Source organism: Elioraea tepidiphila DSM 17972 (genome assembly GCF_000378465.1).
Lineage (GTDB): Bacteria > Pseudomonadota > Alphaproteobacteria > Acetobacterales > Acetobacteraceae > Elioraea > Elioraea tepidiphila.
This window is the reverse complement of the sequence record NZ_KB899910.1, coordinates 42,775-61,559: the sequence shown is the minus strand read 5'-3', so window position 1 is coordinate 61,559 and position 18,785 is coordinate 42,775. Positions and strand designations below refer to the sequence as shown.

At 74.7% G+C, this 18,785-nt stretch carries 4 protein-coding genes; 3 read left to right on the top strand and 1 reads right to left on the bottom strand.

Features of this window, described 5'->3' with window-relative positions; translation table 11 throughout:
- The first annotated feature begins 148 nt into the window (after positions 1 to 148).
- The 3 genes from F563_RS0100205 to F563_RS0100195 are packed head-to-tail and all read left to right on the top strand — an operon-like array spanning position 149 to position 14,407.
- Positions 149 to 1,939, top strand: a complete 1,791-nt coding sequence (locus tag F563_RS0100205; RefSeq protein WP_019012613.1) for a ShlB/FhaC/HecB family hemolysin secretion/activation protein — start codon at positions 149 to 151, stop codon at positions 1,937 to 1,939.
- Between the two features lie 40 nt (positions 1,940 to 1,979).
- Positions 1,980 to 11,357 carry a two-partner secretion domain-containing protein gene (locus F563_RS0100200; RefSeq protein WP_019012612.1) on the top strand — a complete coding sequence of 3,126 codons (9,378 nt, stop codon included), beginning with the start codon at positions 1,980 to 1,982 and terminating at the stop codon, positions 11,355 to 11,357.
- The gene (locus F563_RS0100195) at positions 11,354 to 14,407 is read left to right on the top strand and encodes a CHAT domain-containing tetratricopeptide repeat protein (protein WP_019012611.1); all 3,054 of its coding nucleotides are present in this window, start codon (positions 11,354 to 11,356) and stop codon (positions 14,405 to 14,407) included. The genes F563_RS0100200 and F563_RS0100195 overlap by 4 nt, the downstream gene beginning before the upstream one ends.
- On the opposite strand, the gene F563_RS21005 is transcribed toward F563_RS0100195, so the two are convergent.
- Positions 14,364 to 18,692 (bottom strand): DUF4011 domain-containing protein, encoded by a 4,329-nt coding sequence (locus F563_RS21005; RefSeq protein ID WP_019012610.1) that lies wholly within the window; start codon positions 18,690 to 18,692, stop codon positions 14,364 to 14,366. The two genes, F563_RS0100195 and F563_RS21005, sit on opposite strands and share 44 nt — an antisense overlap.
- Between the last annotated feature and the right edge of the window lie 93 nt (positions 18,693 to 18,785).

Genomic DNA, 18,785 nt, shown 5'->3' with positions numbered 1-18,785 from the left:
GACTCTGCCTCATCATCCGCAGCCGGGGAACACCCGATTCGGGGAAAGGCGGGAGGATGCACGGATTCCGTGCCGATAGGTTCGGCCAAGGAACATTTGGCCCGGGAGTCGGGGCATGCTAGCCTCGCGCGTCGTGAGGGGGAGGCGAATGACGCCACGCCGGGCCGGCCCGCGCCGGATTCACGGAGCGCCGAGGATCGGCCCGCGCGTCGCGCTGGCGCTGCTCGCGGCACTCGTGCCGGCCGCCCTGGCCTCCGCCCAGACCGCGCCGCCGCCGGTGCTGGCGCCGCCGACCGAGCGCATCACCGTGCCCCCGCCGCCGCCGCGGCCCGAGCTCCGGATGCCGGCGCCCGAGGCACCCGTGCTGACGCCCCCGCCGCCGGGTGCGGAGGCGGTGCGCCTGGTGCCGCGCGCGATCCTGGTCGAGGGCGCGACCGCGATCCTCCCCGGCCGCATCGAGGCCGAGACCAGCCGCCTGATCGGCCGCGAGGTGACGGTCGCGGAGATCTTCGCGCTCGCCCAGCGGCTGGAGCAGCTCTATCTCGACGCCGGGTTCTTCCTGAGCCGCGTGGTCGTGCCGCCGCAGCGCGTCGAGAACGGCGTGGTGCGGATCCGTGCGATCGAGGGCAGCATCGCCGAGATCGAGTACGAGGGCGATATCGGCCCGGCGATCGCGCAGGTGCGTGCCTTCCTCGCGCCGCTCCTGGCGGAGCGGCCGCTCAGCGTGGCCACGCTTGAACGCGCGCTGCTGCTGGCGAACGACATCCCGGGGGTGACGGCGGCGGCGACGCTGCGCCCGGGCACGACGGAAGGGGCCCCGCTGCTCAGCGTCAGCGTCTCGCGCAAGCCCTATGACGGCGTGCTGGTGTATGACAATCGCGGCTCGCGGCTGCAGGGCCCGACCCAGCTTTTCGCGATCGGCGGGCTGAACAGCTTCACGCGCTTCGGCGAACGGACCGAACTGCTGATCGTCACCACGGCGCTGCGCGGCCAGCCCGAGCAGCGGCGCGAGCAGAACTTCGCCCAGCTCAATCTCTCCGGTTACCTCGGCGGCAGCGGGCTTGCGCTGCGCGCCTTCGCCGGCGTCAACCGCACCGAGCCGGGCACGCCGCTCGCCGAGATCGGCTATCGCGGCAACGTGTTCGTCGCCGGGATCGGCGCCTCCTACCCGATCATCCGCTCGCGCGCGACCACGCTGACCGTGACCGGCCAGTTCGACATCTACAACGCGGACTCGCAGGAGGACGCGCAGCGTGCGTTGCAGCAGCGGACCGAGGCACGCTATCGCACCGCGCGGTTCGGCCTGGAGGCGAGCTTCCGGGACGAATGGCTCGGCATCACCGGGATGCGCGCGACGTTCCATCGCGGCATCGACGGTTTCCGCGCCTCGCCCAACGACATCACCGCGCTGGTGCCGCGGCCGGGCGCCGAGCCCGGCTTCATCAAATGGACCGGCGAGGTGTCGCGCCTGCAGGCGCTGTTCTCGGCCGGACGCTGGGCATTCGACCTGCTCGGCGTGGTGGCCGGGCAGTACACCAACGACCTCCTGCCGCAGCAGGAGAAGTTCTTCCTCGGCGGCGACCGGCTGGGGCGCGGCTTCTACGCCGGCGAGGTGACGGGCGATCGCGCCGTCATCGGCTTGGTCGAACTCCGCGCGACCTCGGTGCTGCGACTGACCGAGGCGGACGCCGACGGATTGCCGGTGCAGTTCTACGGTTTCGTCGATCTCGGCCGCGCCTGGGATCGCGCCGCGCCGGGCCTGCCGACGCCGGCCGCCATACCCATGCGTTCGGCGGGCCTCGGCGTGCGCATGGATATCCGCTCCTGGCTCACCTTCGAGCTCGAAGGTGTGCGCAGGTTCACACGCGAGTTCGCTGGCGCGAATGTCCAACCTCTGTCAATGTACGCGGGGTTCTTCAGGCTCACCGGCCGCTTCTGAAGCGGCTTGAGAACGGGGGAGGGGAGCGGCGAACCGGGCCATGTCTGTGCGCGGCCATCATCGGCGGAAACTGCTGCTCGCATCGTGCACGGCGCTGACCGCGCTGTATCCCATACAGGCGCATGCCAATCCGCAGGGCGGCGCGGTGGTGGCGGGACAGGCCAGCATCGAAACGCCGTCGCAAGGACACCTGGTGGTGCGCCAGGGCAGCGCGCGCGCGGTGATCGACTGGCGGAGCTTCTCGATCGGCGCGGGCGAGCATACCCAGTTCGTGCAGCCCTCGACCTCCTCGGTCGCGCTGAACCGCGTCACCGGCCCCGACCCGTCGGTGATCGCCGGGCGCCTCTCCGCGAACGGAAGGATCGTGCTCCAGAACGAGGCGGGCGTGACCTTCTCCGAGGGCGCGCAGGTGAACGCCGCGAGCCTGCTCGCCACCACCTCGCGGATCGATGCGCAGCGGCTGATGAACACGGGCGAGGTGGTCGCGAACCTGCCGGGCCGGGTCGCGGGCGCGCGGGTCGAGAACCGCGGCGACATCACCGTCGCCGACAGCGGTGTGGCCGCGCTGGTGGGCCCGGAGGTGCGCAACTCCGGCCGCATCGTCGCGCGCCAGGGCCGCGTCGTGCTGGGCGGGGCCGAGACCTACACGATCGATCTCGCCGGCGACGGGCTGGTCGCGTTCGAGGTGCGCGATCCCGTCGCGCGCGCGCCGTCGGATGGCGGCGCGGTGGTGGCGAACACCGGCACGATCGAGGCCCCGGGCGGGCAGGTGATCGTCTCGGCGCGTGCCGCGCGCGGGGTGGTGGACGACGTGATCTTCGCCGGCGGCCGCATCGCCGCCACGGCCGTGCGCCAGGAGGGGGGCACGATCGTGCTCGGCGGCGGCGATGCCGGCACGGTGACGGTCGCGGGCAATCTCGATGTCTCGGGCACGGGCGCGGGTCAGCGTGGCGGCACCGTCGATGTGCGCGGCGAGCGGATCGTCATGCGCTCGGGTTCCCGCATCGACGCCTCGGGCCGCGCCGGCGGTGGCACCGTGAGGATCGGCGGCGACCTCCAGGGCCGGGGCCCGGGCCCGACCGCGCAGAGCGTCGTGGTCGAGCGCGACGTCACGATCCTGGCCGATGCGACCGCACGCGGCGACGGCGGCACCACGATCGTCTGGTCCGACGAGGTGACGCGGTTCTGGGGCCGTATCAGCGCGCGCGGCGGCCCAGAGGGCGGCGATGGCGGCTTCGCCGAGGTCTCCTCCAAGGGATGGCTCGACTATCGTGGCGTCGCCGATCTGCGCGCCACCCTCGGTCAGGTCGGCGTGCTGCTGCTCGACCCGAGCAACCTGACGATCTCGGATGTCGACACATCGGGCATCGATTTCGGTCCGCCGATCGCGCCGACCTCCGGAAATTCGATCCTTAACGTCAACGATCTCCAGGCGCAACTGGCGCTGGCCAATGTCACGGTCACGACCGTCGCGAGCCCGGACACCCCGGGCGAGACCGGCGTGATCGCGATCGTCGCGAGTTTCGTCATCCCGGATGCGCGCACGCTGACCCTGGAAGCGGCCGGCGCGATCCAGCATGGCGCCGGCACGACGATCGCCTCGTCAGGCTCGTCCAACCTCGTGATGCGCTCGGGCGTCGGCGCGGGAGGGTCGGGCGGGATCATCACCGCCGGCACGATCGCGCTCGGGCCGGCCGGCATCCTGGTGCTCGACGCGACCGGCGGGGGCACCGGCGCCGGCGGGCAGATCGCCCAGACCGGCGGTTCCCTCTCCGGCGCGCAGCTGCTCGCGCAGGCGGCCGCGCAGGTGGCGCTGAACGCCACCACCTTCGGCACCATCGCGGGCAGTTCGGTCGGTGGTTTCGATGTGGCCGGATCAGCCGGCAATCTGACGGTCGGCACGGTGCAGGGCGTGGCCGGCATCACCGCGACCGGCGCGGGCGCGTCGGTCACGCTCAGCGCCGCGGGCGACCTGACGGTCGGCCAGTCGATCGGCGCGGGCGCGGGCAACGTGCTGCTGACGGCGGGCACGGGCGGGACCGGGTCGCTGACGCAGACCGGCGGCGCGATCTCCGGTGCGGGGCTGCGCGCCCAGGCCGCGGACGCGGTCTCGATCAACAGCGCCGCGATCACCACCGTCGCCGGCAGTGCGGGCGGCGCATTCAGTGTCGCCGACACCTCCGGCGGCCTCACTGTCGGCACCGTGCAGGGCGTGTCGGGGATCACCGCGAGCGGAGCGGCCCCCTCCGTCACGCTCAGCACGCCGGGCGACCTCACGGTGAGCCAGGCGATCACGGCGGGCACCGGACCCGTCGCGCTCACCACGGGCGCGGGCGGCCGTCTCACCGTCAACCAGGGCGTGACCGCCGGCCGCGTCGCGGTGACCGCCGACCAGATCGCCGTCAACGCCGCGCTCGGCAGCGGCGCGACGGGGGTGGACATCGCCACCGCGACGGCGGGCCGGAACATCCTGGTCGGCAGCGGCACCGGCGGCTCGCAGCTCGGCAACCCTGGCAACGACAGCACCGCACTCGCCGTGAACCAGGAGGAGTTCGACCGGCTCGGCTCCGCCACCGCGGCGGTGCGGCTCAGCACCGGCTCGGGCACGATCGCGATCCAGGGCGCCCCGCCCGCAGGCTCGGTCGGGCTCGATCTCGGCACGCGGCGGCTGTTCCTCGCGACCGGCAACGGCAGCGCCGCCGCGATCACGCAGACGCACCGGGTCATCGGTGCGGCGGGTTCCGCCCTGGCAGCGGGCACTCCCGGCAGCGTGGTGCTGACCAACAGCGGCAACGACGTGCCGCTGATCGCCGGCCGTGCCGGCGGCCCACTCACCAGCTTCGCCTATACCGCCACCGGCGGCGTGACGGTCGGCACCGTCCTGGGCGGCGGCGGCATTTCCGACCTGGGCGGCATCATCACCACCGGCGCGCCGATCACGCTCTCCGTCAACGGCGCGCTCGCCTTGAACCAGCCGCTGACCGCCCCGGGCGGCACGGTCTCGCTGACCAATGCGGGCACGGCGGCGATCACGCAGGGCGCGACCGGAACGATCACCGCGACGCGGCTCGCGATCCAGACCGGCGGGCCGGCCACGCTGACCGATGCCGCGAACCAGGTCACCAATCTCGGCGCGGTCACGGCGGGCGGCCTCGCCTTCCGGAACGTGACCGCGGCGACGGTGGCGGCGCGCAACACGGGCTCGGGCGCGATCGACATCACGGGCCAGAACAGCGTGACGATCGGCAGCGACCCGCTGCTGGGTGTCACCGGCGTGCAGAACCTCGCGGGCGCGGTCACGCTCGACGCGGCGGCGACGCTGCTGGTCACCGAGGCGGTGTCTGCGACCGGCACGGCGACGCTGCTCGGCACCCAGGTGACGGTGAACGACATCGTCGCGGCGCCCAGGGTCAATGTCGCGGCGGACGGGCTGACCATCAACCCGCTCACCGGCGCGCTCGGGACCGCGACGCTGACCGAGGCGGTGCTGCGCACCCGCACCGCCGGGCGGCCGATCAGCCTCGGCGCGATCGCCGCCGGCGAGCTGTCGATCGGTGCGGATCAACTCGGTCGGATCGGCGTCGGCGCGCCGTCCTATCATCTGCGTATCGGCAGCGTCGGCGGCGCGCTCCGTCCCGGCGAGGCCGCGACCGGCACGCTGACCATCCGCGGCACGGCCGACTTCTCGGGCCGGGCGCTGACGCTGGAAGCGGGCGCGGCGGGTGCGGCCGTGACCCAGGATCCAGGTGACGCCGTGTTCGCCGGCAGCCTGATCGCGCGGGCCGCACAGGGCTCGGTGCTGCTGGGGGGGGCGGACAACGCGGTCGGTACCCTGGCCGGCGCGGCACTCGGCGCCACCTCGGATTTCGAGTTCCTCGGCCTCGGCAATGTCACGCTCGGCAGCCTGACCCATGGCACGGACGCGGCGTTGGCCGGCGTGACGGCCGGGCGGACGGCGCGGCTCGGCAGCGTCTTCGGCACGGTGCAGCAGACCGCTGCGGCGCCGATCGCGGCGCAGAGCCTGCTTGCGCGTTCCGATTTCGGCGCGGTGAACCTGACCGCATCGGCGGCCAACACCGTCGGCACGATCGCGGGTGACGCCTTCGCCGGCTTCCGCTATCGCGGCGCCGATGGCCTGACGGTCGGCACGATCGCGCCGAGTGTCGCGTTCCCCGGCATCGCCAACGGCATCACCATCACCTCGGCCGGTGCGCCGGTCACGCTGATCGCCGGGGGCGACCTCGCGCTCGCGGCACCGATCGGCGCCGGCAACGGCACGGTGCGGCTGCAATCCGGCCAGGATCTGACCCAGGCCGCCGCGGGCGTGGTGACGGCGGACGCCCTGCTCGCCCGCGCCGGCCGCGACGTGCTGCTGGACGGCGCCAACGGCACCGAGCTTCCAGGCGCGCCGGGCGGCACCGGTGGCAACCAGGTGGGCACGCTCGCCGCCGTGGCCGGGCGCGAGCTCTGGTACCGCAGCGCGCAGGGCTTCACGGTCGGCTCGGTCGCGGCGGACCCCGGGCTCGTCGCCGGGGCGACGGGGGCGAGCGGTGGGCCGGACGGCGTGGTCCGGCTGGCGGCGACCAACGCGTTCGGCCAGATCACCGTCAACGACGCGATCACCGCTCCGGCGGTGGAGCTTGCCGCCGATCTTCTCGCCATCAACGCCTCGGTCGGGGCCAGCGCCGCGGCGGTGGTCGCCCGCCCGTTCACCGCCGGCCGCGGCGTTGTCCTCGGCGATGCCGCGTTCCTGGACCCGCTGTTCTCGCTGGTGCTGAGCGCGGCCGAGATCGACCTGCTCGGCGGCGCCTCCTCGACGCTGCGCTTCGGTTCGGCCGGCAACGCCGGCGAGGCGGCCTCGGGGACGCTGATCGTGCGTGGACCCGGGGGTATCCGCGTCAACCGCGCGGGCCAGCCGGGCGATGCCCGCACGGTCGTGCTGGAAAGCGGTGCGGCGGAGGCCGGGGCGATCAGCCAGACCGGACCGATCACCGGCGGCGGCGCGGCGACGCTGGTTGCGGCCGCTCCCGCGGGCGAGGTGCTGCTCGGCGACACGGCGAACGATGTCGGCACGATCGCGGGCACCGCCGCCGCTGCCGGGTTCCGCTACCGCGCCGCCGGGTCGGTCACGGTCGGGCAGACCGCGACCGTGACGGCCGGCGCCGGCACGGCCCTCACCATCAACGGCCGCGATGGCATCCGCGGCACGGTGCCCTCCCTGCCGATCACGCTCATGGCCGGCGGCAACCTGAGCCTCGCCCGGCCGCTCGATGCCGGCACGCAGGCGATCCGGCTCGAGGCGGGCGGCGCGCTGAGCCAGACCGGCGCCGGCACGCTCTCGGCCGGCGCGCTGCTCGCCCGCGGCGGGAGCGTCGATCTCACCAGCGCCGTGAATGCGGTCGGCGTGCTGGCGGGCGGCTCCGTCTCCGGCTTCCGGTTCCGCCACGGCGGCTCCCTGACCGTCGGCGCGCTCGCGGCGGACCCCGCCTTGCCGGTGCCGGGCCAGTCGGGCGTGGCCAGCGCCACGGGCAGCGCGCCGATCACGCTGGTCGTGGATGGCGGCGGCCTCACGCTCACGAACGCGGTGGATGCGGGCCTGAACCCTGCCTCGACCGTCCGGCTCCAGGCCGACGGCACGCTGAGCCAGGGCGCTTCGGGCTTCGTGATCGCCGACGCGCTGCTCGCGCGCGCCGGCGCCGTGCTGCTCGACCAGACCAATCTGGTCCGGAGCATCGCCGGCGAGGCGCCGTCGCAGTTCCGTTTCCGCAACTTCAGCGGCGTGACGGTGGGCGAGGTCGCTGGCGACGGCACCCTGGTCGCGGGTGCGACGGGCGTGCGGCTCGTCTCCGGCGCCGGCACGGTCACGGTGGTGGGCGGCAGCGGCGGCGGCGCCAATGGCGGCGTGGTGCTGAGCCGTCCCGTTGACGCCGGCAGCGGCACGGTCCTGCTGGAGGCCGGCGCGGGTGCGGGAAGCCACGTCCAGCAGACCTCGGACGGCCGGATCGATGCGGCAACGCTCGAGGCCGTAGCGCCTGCCGGCGGCGTCGATCTCGCCAGCGCCGGGGCGATCAACGCGGTCGGCGGCATCACCGGGTTCGGCCGCGACGGATTCCGCTTCCGCGCCGTCGGGCCGCTCGCGGTCGGCGCAGCTGGGATCGGCACGACGAACGCGCCGCTGACGCTTGTCTCCGGCGGCGGCCTCACCCTGCTCGGCCCGCTCGCCGCCGGCACCGGCACGGTCCGGCTCCGCGCGCTCGCCGGTGACATCACGCAAAGCGGTGGCACCATCACCGCCGGCGCGCTCGCGCTGAGCGCCGAGGGTGGCAGCATCGATGTGAGCCGGCCGGGCAACGCGTTCGACGTCTTCGCCGGCGCGGCGCAGGGTGCGCTCGTCTTCGACGTCGCCGGCGCGCTGACGGTCGCCGCGATCGGCGCGGACGGCCCGGCCGAAAGCCAGGTCGGTGTGGTGAACCCCGCCGCCGTGCTGGTCCCCGGTTTTGGTGGCGCAACCTCGAGCAACGGCGAGGTGCGGATCACCACCAACGGGCTGCTCACCGTCTCCGGTACCGCGTCGGCCGGCACCGACGTGATCCTGACCTCGCAGCAGGGGCTGACGCTCAGCGGCGCGGTGGTTGCGGCCGGCGATGCGCTGCTGAGCGCGGTGGGCGCGCTGACGGTCGCCGACACGGGCAGCATCGTCGCCGGTCAGGCCGTCACGCTCGATGCCGGCGGACCGATCACGATTGCAGGCTCCCTCCAGGCCGGCACCACCGCTGCGCTCGACACCGTCCAGTCGATCGCCGTGACGGCGTCCGGCAGCGTGCGTGCGGCCGGCACGGCGACGCTCGCGGCGGGCACGATGCTCGACGTCGCTGGAACGGTCGATGCCGGCGGCAGCGCGAGCCTGGGCGCGGGCGACTTCCTGTCTGTTGGCGGAACGGTTCAGGCGGATGCGGCGGCGACGCTCACATCCGGCGGTGGGATCAATGTCTGGGGCACGGTCCGCGCCGGGACGGATGCCAGCCTGACCTCCGGCACGTGGATGATCGTCGACGGAACCGTGCAGGCGGCCGGCTCGGCGAGCCTCGCCGCCGGGGCGTGGCTCGACCTCGGCGGCGCGGTCGTCGCGGGGCTCGACGCGACGCTCGACGCGGGCGCGGACCTGCGGGTGCTGTCGGGCGGCCTGGTGCGCAGCGCCGGCTCGGCGAGCCTGACCGCAGCCACGTTCCTGGTGCATGAGGGCGTGGTGGACGCGGACGGCAACGCCACGCTCACGGCCGGGCAGTGGATGTGGCTCGCCGGCAACCTTGTCGCCGGCGGCGACGCCAGCGTGACCGCGGGAACGGAACTGCATGTGCTTGGTCTCGTCGCGGTCGCAGGCGAGGCCGCGCTGGAGGCGGGCACCGACCTCCGGGCGTTCGCGGGCGCGCAGGTGCTGTCGAACGGGCCGGTCACGCTGACCGCCACGCAGTCGCTCCTCGTCGAGGGCATGATCGAGACCGGCGCCGACGCGACGCTGACCTCGGGCCAGACGACGACGGTCGCCGCCGGCGGTGCGGTCCGCGCGGCCGGGGCGGCGACGCTCGTGGCCGGCAGCACACTGGCGATCGACGGCGCGGTCGCGGCTGGGGCCGGTGTGGACCTGACCGCAGGCGCGGCACTGTCGTTGAGCGCGGGCGGGAGCGTGACGTCCGGCGCCGACGCGACGCTTGCGGCCCCTGGTCCGATCCTCGTCGGTGGTGAGCTGCGCGCCGACGGGTCGGTAATCCTCGACACGCCGAGCGGGATCAGCGTGCCCGGCACGATCGGTGCCGGCGCGAATGCTGCGCTGAGCGCGGGTCAGGCCATCGCCGTCGCCGGCATGATCGAGGCGGGCGGGGCGGCGACGCTCGTGGCCGGCAGCACACTGACGATCGACGGCGCGGTCGCGGCTGGCGCCGATGTGGACCTCACCGCAGGCGCGGCGCTGTCGTTGAACGCGGGCGGGAGCGTGACGTCCGGTGCCGCCGCAACGCTTGCTGCCGCTGGGCCGATTTTCGTCGGTGGTGATGTGCGCGCGGCCGGCTTCGTCACGCTCGACACGCCGGGTGCGATCGACGTGCCCGGCACGATCGCTGCCGGTGCGAATGCCGCGCTGAGGGCGGGGCAGGACATCGCCGTCGCTGGCGCGGTGGAGGCGGGCGGGGCGGCGACGCTCGTGGCCGGCCAGGCGATCGCCGTGCCGGGCCGCGTGCTGGCCGGGCTCGATGCCGTGCTCGATGCGGCGACGGCGTTGAGCGACAGCGGCACGATCAGCGCCGGGCGCGACGCCATCCTGACGGCCGGACAGGCGATGACGATCGCCGGCACCAGCGTGCTCGCCGGGCGGGATGCGGTGCTGACCACATCCGGGTCGCTGACGATCATTGGCCGGATCGAGGCGGGCCGCGACGTGATCCTGTCGAGCGGGCTGGATGTCACCATTCCGGGCATCGTGCTCGCCGGGGCCGACACGCTGATCGGCGCGGCGCGCGAGATGCGGATCGCGGGCAGCGTCGGGGCCGGATCGGGCGGCCTGCTGATCCTCGGCTTCGGCACCGACTTCACCCTGGAAGGCCAGCTCGGCGCGCCGGACGGGCGGGTGATGATCCGCCGCGCCGCGCCGCTCGTCGCGGGCAGCACCGGCACGATCACGCTGGACGGCGGCGGCCAGCAGTTCTCGCTTGGCGGCACGCCGGAAATCATCGTGATCGATGCGAGCGGCGATCTGCGCCCCCTCGGCACACCCGACCCGGGCATCGATGTCGGACGGCGCCGGAGCACCCTCGCCGGGCTCATCCTGCAGACGCCGGATCAGATCGCCGCCACGCGCGTCGTGCGCCTGTTCGGCTTCCCCTCCTTTGCCGCGCGTGTCACCGGGACGGTAACCCAGTTCGGTCAGGCCGGTGCCGATGCCGTGCAGAGCACGGTCGATCTCAGCCTCGGTGCGATCAACGCGCCGAACGCGCTGCTCTACGTGTTCGGCGAGAACGGCAGCGTCACCTCCAACCCTGGCTTCGTCAACGCGCTGACGCTGCGCGCGGTCGGCATCTACGTGAACGAGGCCGCGGAGGTGTCGATCTTCGGCGTGATCAACGGGGTGGCCGGCGACAATGCCTCCACCTTCGTGCAGCGCCTCGGCGATCCGCAGTTCCGCCAACGGATCAACGATTGCGCGATCGGCACGATCGGCTGCACCTTCCTCCCGCTCAGCCAGGAGCCGGCGATCTACATCCCCCCGGTGGTTCTGCTGGAGGGCGCCGCGCCGCGCTTCGATGAGAGCTCGGTGCCGATCGTCAACACCGGGCCCGAGGACGTGCTGCGCCCCGGCGGCGAGGCCGACGAGGACGGCCGGGACGAGAACGCCACGGTCTCGCCGGCGGAGGGGCGCGCAGGATGATCCGCCTCCGCCATGGTCTCGCGGCGCTGCTGCTCGCGGTCGCCGGGTGCGCGACGGAGCCCGCCGGGCCGGGCCCAGCCGGCACGGGCGCCGCCCCCACCCTCGGCGATGCCGGCACGACGCTCGCCGGCGAGGCGTGCAGCTTCCGACGTGTCGGCGGCGCGCAGAACCGCGTCGAGATCCTTTGCGGCACCTGGACCTCGCCCTCGGCGCGGCTGTTCTCGGTCGCCGGGCGGCAGGACCCGATGGCGGCGGCGGCGGGCGCGGGGTTCGAGGACTATTTGGCCGCGGTGGCGCAGTGCCAGCCGCCGCGCCCGGCCCAGGTGCTCGGCAACGTGCCGGCGGCGGTGCGCGAGTGCCGCCGGCGCGGCGGCGGCGTGCCGCATCTCGCCCTGGTCGCGGCGGTGGACGGCGCGACCTGGTTCGCCGACGGGGTCACGACCGCGCTGCCGGCCATCGAGGCGACCCTCGGCGCACTGTCGGGACGACGCACCGCCGCCGCCGCGCCGGCGACCGGCGCCGATGCGCTGCGCGCGCTCGCCTTGCAGGTGCGCGGCGATTTCGGCTCGGGCGATGTCGGCCGCTATGACGGGCTGATGCTGCTCGGCTCGCGGCAGAACATCGACCAGGACTTCACCGGTGCCGAAGCCTCGTTCCGCGACGCGCTGGCACTGCACGGACGCCTGTTCGGTGCCGACAGCCCCGACCGCGCCGACGCGATGGCGCATCTCGCGCTGCAGCTCTCCAATCTCGGCCGGTACGAGGAGGCGGACGCGCTGTTCGCCACCGCCGCGGAGATCGCACCGCGCGCCTCCGACCCGCAGATGGCCGCGCGCGTCGCGCATTACCGCGCCTATCACGCGCGCAACCGCGGCCGCCCCGCCGAGGCGACGCGCCACGCGGCGGAAGCCGAGCGCCTCTATCTCGCCGCCGCGCCGACGCTCGCGCGCACCCTCGCCACGATCGACCTCACCGCGCCGGTGCCGCGCGCGGCGCCAGCGCACGGCGCCAACCCGCGCGACCAGCGCCCGTTCGTCGCCCTTTCGCTGGTGCGGGATCACGAGAGCGAGCTGGCGGCTCAGGGCGTGGCCGATCTCTGGCGGCTTGGCGGGATCATGGCCTTCGAGGCGGGCGACTGTGCTGCCGCCGAGCGCGAGGCGCTGCGCTCGGCCGCGCTGCTCGCCCGGCTCGGCGTCGATCCGGGCGGCGTGCGCTACCGCGCCCAGCGCGTGGTCGGCCGCGCCGCCGCCTGCGAGCGGCGCTACGCGGTCGCGGCCTCCGAGCTCGGCGACGCGGTGAGCGGGCTGACCGAGAAGCTGCCGGGGACGGCGCCCGAGGTGATGACGCGGTTCGAGTTCGGCGGCGCGCTGATCAGCGCCACGGCCGGCAACCGCGAGCAGGCGCTCGGTGCCTTCCGCGCGGCCGCGCGCACGCTGCGGGAGCGGCGGCGCAGCGCCTCGGCCGCCGCGGTCGCGCCCTATCTCGACCTGCTGGTGGCGGAGGCGGGCGCGCCGCGCCACGCCGAGGACATGGTCGAGGCGCTCGAGGCCTCGTTCCTGATCTCCGGCGGCGCCGCCGCCGCCGCCGCCGCCGATGCCGCCGCCCTGCTCGCCGGCGAAGGCAGCGCGATCCGCGACCTGCGCGAGGCGCGCCACGCCCGCGACGAGGCCGAGGCGCGCTTCGACCGCGCGGTCGCGGCCGGGGTGGGAGAGGCGGAGCGCGCAACGATCCGCGAGCAGATCGCGACCGCGCAGCGCCGTCTGGCCGAGGCCGAGGCGCGCGTGCAGACCGAGCGGCCGGAATTCGCGCTGCTCTCCGACACGATGATCTCGCCCGCCGAGCTCCGCGCCACGCTGCGCCCGGGCGAGGCGCTGCTCTCGATCGTGCAGGGACCCGAGCGCGCCTACGGATTCCTCGTCACGCGCGACCGGATCGAGGCCTGGCGCATCGCCCTTTCCGAGCGCGAGGCGCAGGCGGCGGTGCGGCGGCTGCGTGCCGGGCTCGCGCCCGACGAGGCGACGGGGCGGATCGCGCCGTTCGATGTCGCCGAGGCGCATCGGCTCTGGCGCCGCCTCGTGCCGACGGGCGCGCCGGACGTGCTCGCGTATCGGCGGCTGGTGATCTCGGCGCTCGGCCCGCTCGCCTCGCTGCCCTTCGCCGTGCTGGTGACCGAGGCGCCGGGACGGATCGCCTCAGATGCCGATTACCGCTCCGTGCCCTGGCTGCTCGCGGGCGAGCGGACGCTCGCCTATGCGCCCTCGGCACTCGCGTTCGCCGCGCAGCGTCGGCTCGCGCGCCCCTCCGCCGCCTCCGAGCCCTATGTCGGCTTCGCCGGCTTCACGCCGCTCTCGCGCGATCGCGCGAGAGCGGCGATCGGGCCGCAGCGGCGCGGCTGCGAGGCCGATGCGGCGGCCCTCGCCGCGCTGCCGCCGCTGCCGGCCGCCGCGCGCGAGGTCGAGATCTCGGCGCGCCAGTTGCGCGCCGGCCCGGGGTCTGTGCGCACCAACTCCGCCTTCACGCGCACCGCCGTCCTCGGCGGCGATCTCTCGCGCTACCGCGTCGTCCATTTCGCCGCGCATGCGGTGCTGACCGACGAGGTGCCGTGCCTCGGCGAGCCCGCGATCATCACCGCGGCCCCGCCGGGCAGCCCGGCGCAGGAGTCGGTCATCCGCCTCTCGGACGTGCTGCGTGCGCGGCTCGATGCCGACCTGGTGGTCATGTCGGCCTGCAACACCGCCGGCCCCGACGGGCGCGGCGCGGGCGAGGCGTTCAGCGGGCTCGCGCGCGGCATGCTCTATGCGGGCGCGCGCTCGCTGCTCGCGACGCACTGGACCGTGCCGGATTTCCCGATCGCGGCGATCGCGGCGCTGACGCTCGCGCGCGTCGGCCGCGGCGAGGAGCCGGCCGAGGCGCTCTCCGAGGCGCAGCGCGAATTCCTGAGCCGCGCCGATGACGGCAACCTGCCGGCCGCCTATGCGCACCCGTTCAACTGGGCAGCACCGGTGGTCATCGGCGGCCAGCAGACCCAGGCACTGCAAGCCCAGCGCTGAGCGCGATCCGCCCCTCGCCGGTCAGCAACGCGCGCTGTGCGGCGATCGCGGGGCGCGCATCCTCGCCCATGCCGAGCAGGCGCAATGCCGCGGTGTCCAGCGCTTCCGGCTCGACGCCGCCCGTGGCCGACCCCAGGGCGGCGAGCAGTGCGGCGCGGATTTCGGCGGGCGGCAGCCAGTCGGGGCGGCGCCACGCCGCCGGCAGCGCCGAGCGGTCGCGCGGCATGATCGCGCTGTCCTCGCCGCGCCAGAACTCGCCCTCGGCGATCAGCCCTTCGAGTTCCCTGGCAAGCCTGAGCGCCTGCGCGAGTGCGGCGCGCTGCTTCGCCGTCGGCGTCTCGATCCCCCAGAGCGCGGCGGCGCGCGCGATCACCGCGTCGCCATGGATCGGCCCCTCGGCGCGCACGATCGCGGCGACGATGCCGCCCAGCCGCGCGAACGGCATCGCGTCCGGCGGTGTGTCGGTCGGCACCGCGACCGCGGCGGGCGTGTAGGGCGTGGAGAGTCCGTGCGCGCCGGGCGCGGCCGCCGCTCCTGACGGTTCGTCGACCGCAACACCGGCGAGCGCGGCGAGGCGGCGCGCCTCCGCTTCGGGCCGCACCAGCCAGTCGGCCGCCCAGGAGCGCGTGAGCCGCCAGCCCATCATCGCGAGCGCGCTTTCCTGCAAGCGGTCGCGGTCGCGCGCCGAGCGGGCGGAGGCGTAGAAATCGCCATCGGTGAGGATGCCGAGCCGGTAGCCCTCGGCGTCCTTCACGGCGACATCGACGAACAGCCCGGCGAGGCCGACACGGCGCGCGACCGCGACGCCGGCACCTTCCAGTGCCGTCGCGATCGCATCGGAGAGCGCGGCATCGTCCTCGCCCGCCTGTGCGGCGCTGACCTCGCCGCCGGCGGCGAAGGCGAGGAAGTCCTTCAGCACCGCCACACCGCGACCCGAGGCGCGGGCAAGGTCGATATCGTCGGCGGTGAGGCCCGAGAACACCACGCAGCGCTTCTTCGCCCGCGTGATCAGCACGTTGAGCCGCCGCTCGCCGCCATCGGCCGAGAGCGGGCCGAACCGCATCGCGAGCCTGCCGTCCGGCCCCTTCGCATAGCCGACGGAGATGAACATCACGTCGCGCTCGTCGCCCTGCACATTCTCCAGGTTCTTGACGAAGAACGGCTCGTGCGGATGGGCGGCGAAGAAGGGCTCGGTGTCGGGGTTGTCGCGCCGCAGCGCCTCGATGGCATCCAGGATCGCGTCGCGCTGGCGGATCGAGAACGCGGCGACACCGAGCGTGTCCTTCGGATGTTCGCGTGCGTGCGCGAGCACGGCCTCCGCGACCGCCTGCGCCTCGACCGCGTTGGTGCCGGTGCCGCCGGTGTCGAAGGCGCCGTCCACGCGCACGAGCGACAGGCCGAGATCCACGCCGCGCGGACGCGGGCTCGGGATCACCAGCAGCCGGTTCTCGTAGAAGGCGCGATTGGAGACGGCGATCAGGCTCTCGTGCCGGCTGCGGTAGTGCCAGCGCAGCATCTGGTTCGGGAAGCCGCGCGCGGTGCAGAGCGAGAGGATGCTCTCGACATCGCTCGCGGCGATGGTCTCGTCGTCGGGCGCATCCCCGTCCTCGTCACCGCCGGTGAGCCGCGCGAAGAAGCGGGTGGGCGGCATCTGCCGGTCGTCGCCGACCACGACGATCTGGCGCGAGCGCGCGACCGCGCCGAGCGCATCCACGGGCTCGATCTGCGATGCCTCGTCGATCACCAGCATGTCGAAGCCGATCGCCGCCGGGTCGAGGAAGGCCGCGACCGAGAGCGGGCTCATCATGAATACGGGCTTGATCGCCTGCACGGCGGGGCCGGCGCGCGCGAGCAGCGTGCGGATCGGCAGGTGCCGCGAGCGCTTGGCGATCTCGCCGCGCAGCACGGCCATCTCGCGCAGCATGTCGGGGCCTTCCGCGATGCGCAGCCGTGAAGCATGCGCGGCGGCGGCCTCCGCCCGCGCGAGCGCGAGGCGGGCCTGGTCGGCTTGGCGGAACTCCTCGACCAGGCGCGAGAAGGCGGGGCCATCGAAGGCGGCGAGGGTCGGGTTGGCGCGCATCGCCGCCGCCATCAGGGCTTCGGCGAGCGCGAAGCGGAACGTGGCGGCGGCATCCTCGGGCGCGATCCGGCCGTCGGCGAGACGATCCGCGACCGCGCCGATCCCGGCCTCCGCGGCCTGCGCCGCGAGCCGTGCCCAGGCGAGCCAGTCGGCGAGCGCGGCCGGCGCGGCGGCCCATTGCGCGAGGCGGTCGGCGAGCGCGGCGAGGGGCGGATCCTCGGCGCCGAACGCCGCCGCGCGGTCGAGCGCGAGTTCGGCGAAGAGCGGCTCGGCGGTCGCGCGGTAGCGCGCGAGCGCCGCTTCCAGCGTGGCCGCCCGTGCCGGATCGGGCGCGACCGTGGCGGCGTCGGGCGCGGCGCGCAGCAGGCGCTGGCCCTCCAGTACGGCATCGAGGGCCGCCACCGGATCGGCTGGCGGCGCGGCAAACAGCGCGGCGACGAGATCGCGGGCCGCACGGTGGGCGCCGCTGAAGCTGCGCAGGAAGCCGCTGCCCTTCGCGAGTTCGTCGCGCGCCTCGGCGATCCCCGGTGTGGCCCAGGCAGCGTCCCGCAGGCCCGGCACGCGCGCACGGATCGCGGCCAGCGCGGCCGCCGCCTGGAGCGCGGCGAGGGTCCGTTCCGCGGCCGCAAGCGTGGCCTCGGGGCCTGCCGCCGCGCGCAGTGCCGCGATCGCCTCCAGCGCCGGCGGGAGGCGCGCGGGCAGGCGGTCGAGCTCGGTCGGCAGCAGCGTGGTCGCGCGCACGCCCCGCCAGGGATGGCGGGCGGGCAGGCCGATGCGCTGCACGGTCGCGGCCATCTCGCGCGTCAGGCGCTGCGCATCGCGGATCTGCGCCGCCGTCCAGCCCGCGGCGTCCAGGCGCAGCTCGGGCGGCCGCACGCCCCCCTGCTTCAGCCGCGCGACCTCGCCGATCGCGCGGAACGCGGTCCAGCCGGTCGCGCCGATGGGGGCGTGCATGGCACTCGCGTGGCGATTCAGCCGGCCGCGCAACGCGCCGAGCGGCCGGATCACCGCCTCGCGGTCGGGCCGGGCGGGGCGGGGCGCCTTCAGGGTCGCGTCCAGTTCGGCGAGCAGCGCGCGCCGGTTCGCCCCGTCGCTGTGCAGCGCGAGGCACGCGGCGCCGAGGCCGACGCCCGCGAGCCGCCGCTGCACCACTTCCAGCGCGGCGAGCTTCTCGGCGACGAACAGCACGGTCTTGCCGTCCAGCACCGCCTGGGCGATCAGGTTGGTGATCACCTGGCTCTTGCCGGTGCCGGGCGGACCCTGGATCACCACCGAGGCGCCGCGCCGCACCGCCTCCGCGGCGAGCGTCTGGCTGCCATCGGAGTCGAGCGCGAAGTCCAGTCTTTCCACCGGAATGAGCGCGTCGATGTCGGCGTCGTCGGGGAACGCATCGAAGCGCGGCGGCGGCTCGGCGCCGAGCAGCACGCGCACCAGCGGATGCGACGCGATCTCAGGTCGTTCCAGGTCGCGGTACATCAGGTACTTGGCGAAGGAGAACAATCCGAGCGCGATCCCGTCGGCCTCGACGCGGAACCCGGCCGGCGCGACGGCCTCCGCCACGGCGCCGAACCACGCCGCCGCCGTGGTCCAGGCATCGGCCGTACGCTCGTCGAGCTCGGGCGGATCGGGCAGGCGGATGCGGAACTGGTCCGCCAGCATCGCCGCGAGGGTCAGGTTGCCGGCGATCTCGCCCCCGTCCCAGCGCAGCCGGAAGGCATCGCGGGCGGTGGCGCGGGTCAGCGTGCAGGGCACCAGCAGCAGCGGCGCGCGGCGTTCGGTTCCCGGTGTGCGCGGATCGCTCCACACCAGCTGCCCGAGCGCGAGAAAGAGGATGTTCAGCCCCTGCTCCTGGAGGAAGCCGCGCGCGTCGCGCTCGATCCGCGTCAGCACACGCGCGAGCGCGGTCGCGGTGAGCGGGGCCGACAGGATCAGGTCGTCCGGGTCGGGCAGGCTCGCCGCCCCCGGCGCAGCGGCCGCGCGGCGCCGGCGCGGTCCCGCCTCGCCCTCCGCCTCGGCCTCCATCGGCGCGAAGCCCATGGCCTTCGATTCGGACACCAGGCGCGCGAACACCGAGGCCGAGCGCTCGCCCGCGATCGGCAGCACGCCGGCGCTGCGCGTCGGCAGCGACAGCAGCCGGTTGCGCGTCGAAAGGTCGAGCAACTCGCGCTGCGCCCGCGCCAGCGCCGCACCCACCGGATCGGTCATCCGCGACTCCCCTGGACCGGCGCCACCATAGCCGACGCGGCCTCCGTTTCGCCTGCTTGACGCTGACAGGCGCGGGCGCGTTCAATCGCGCCC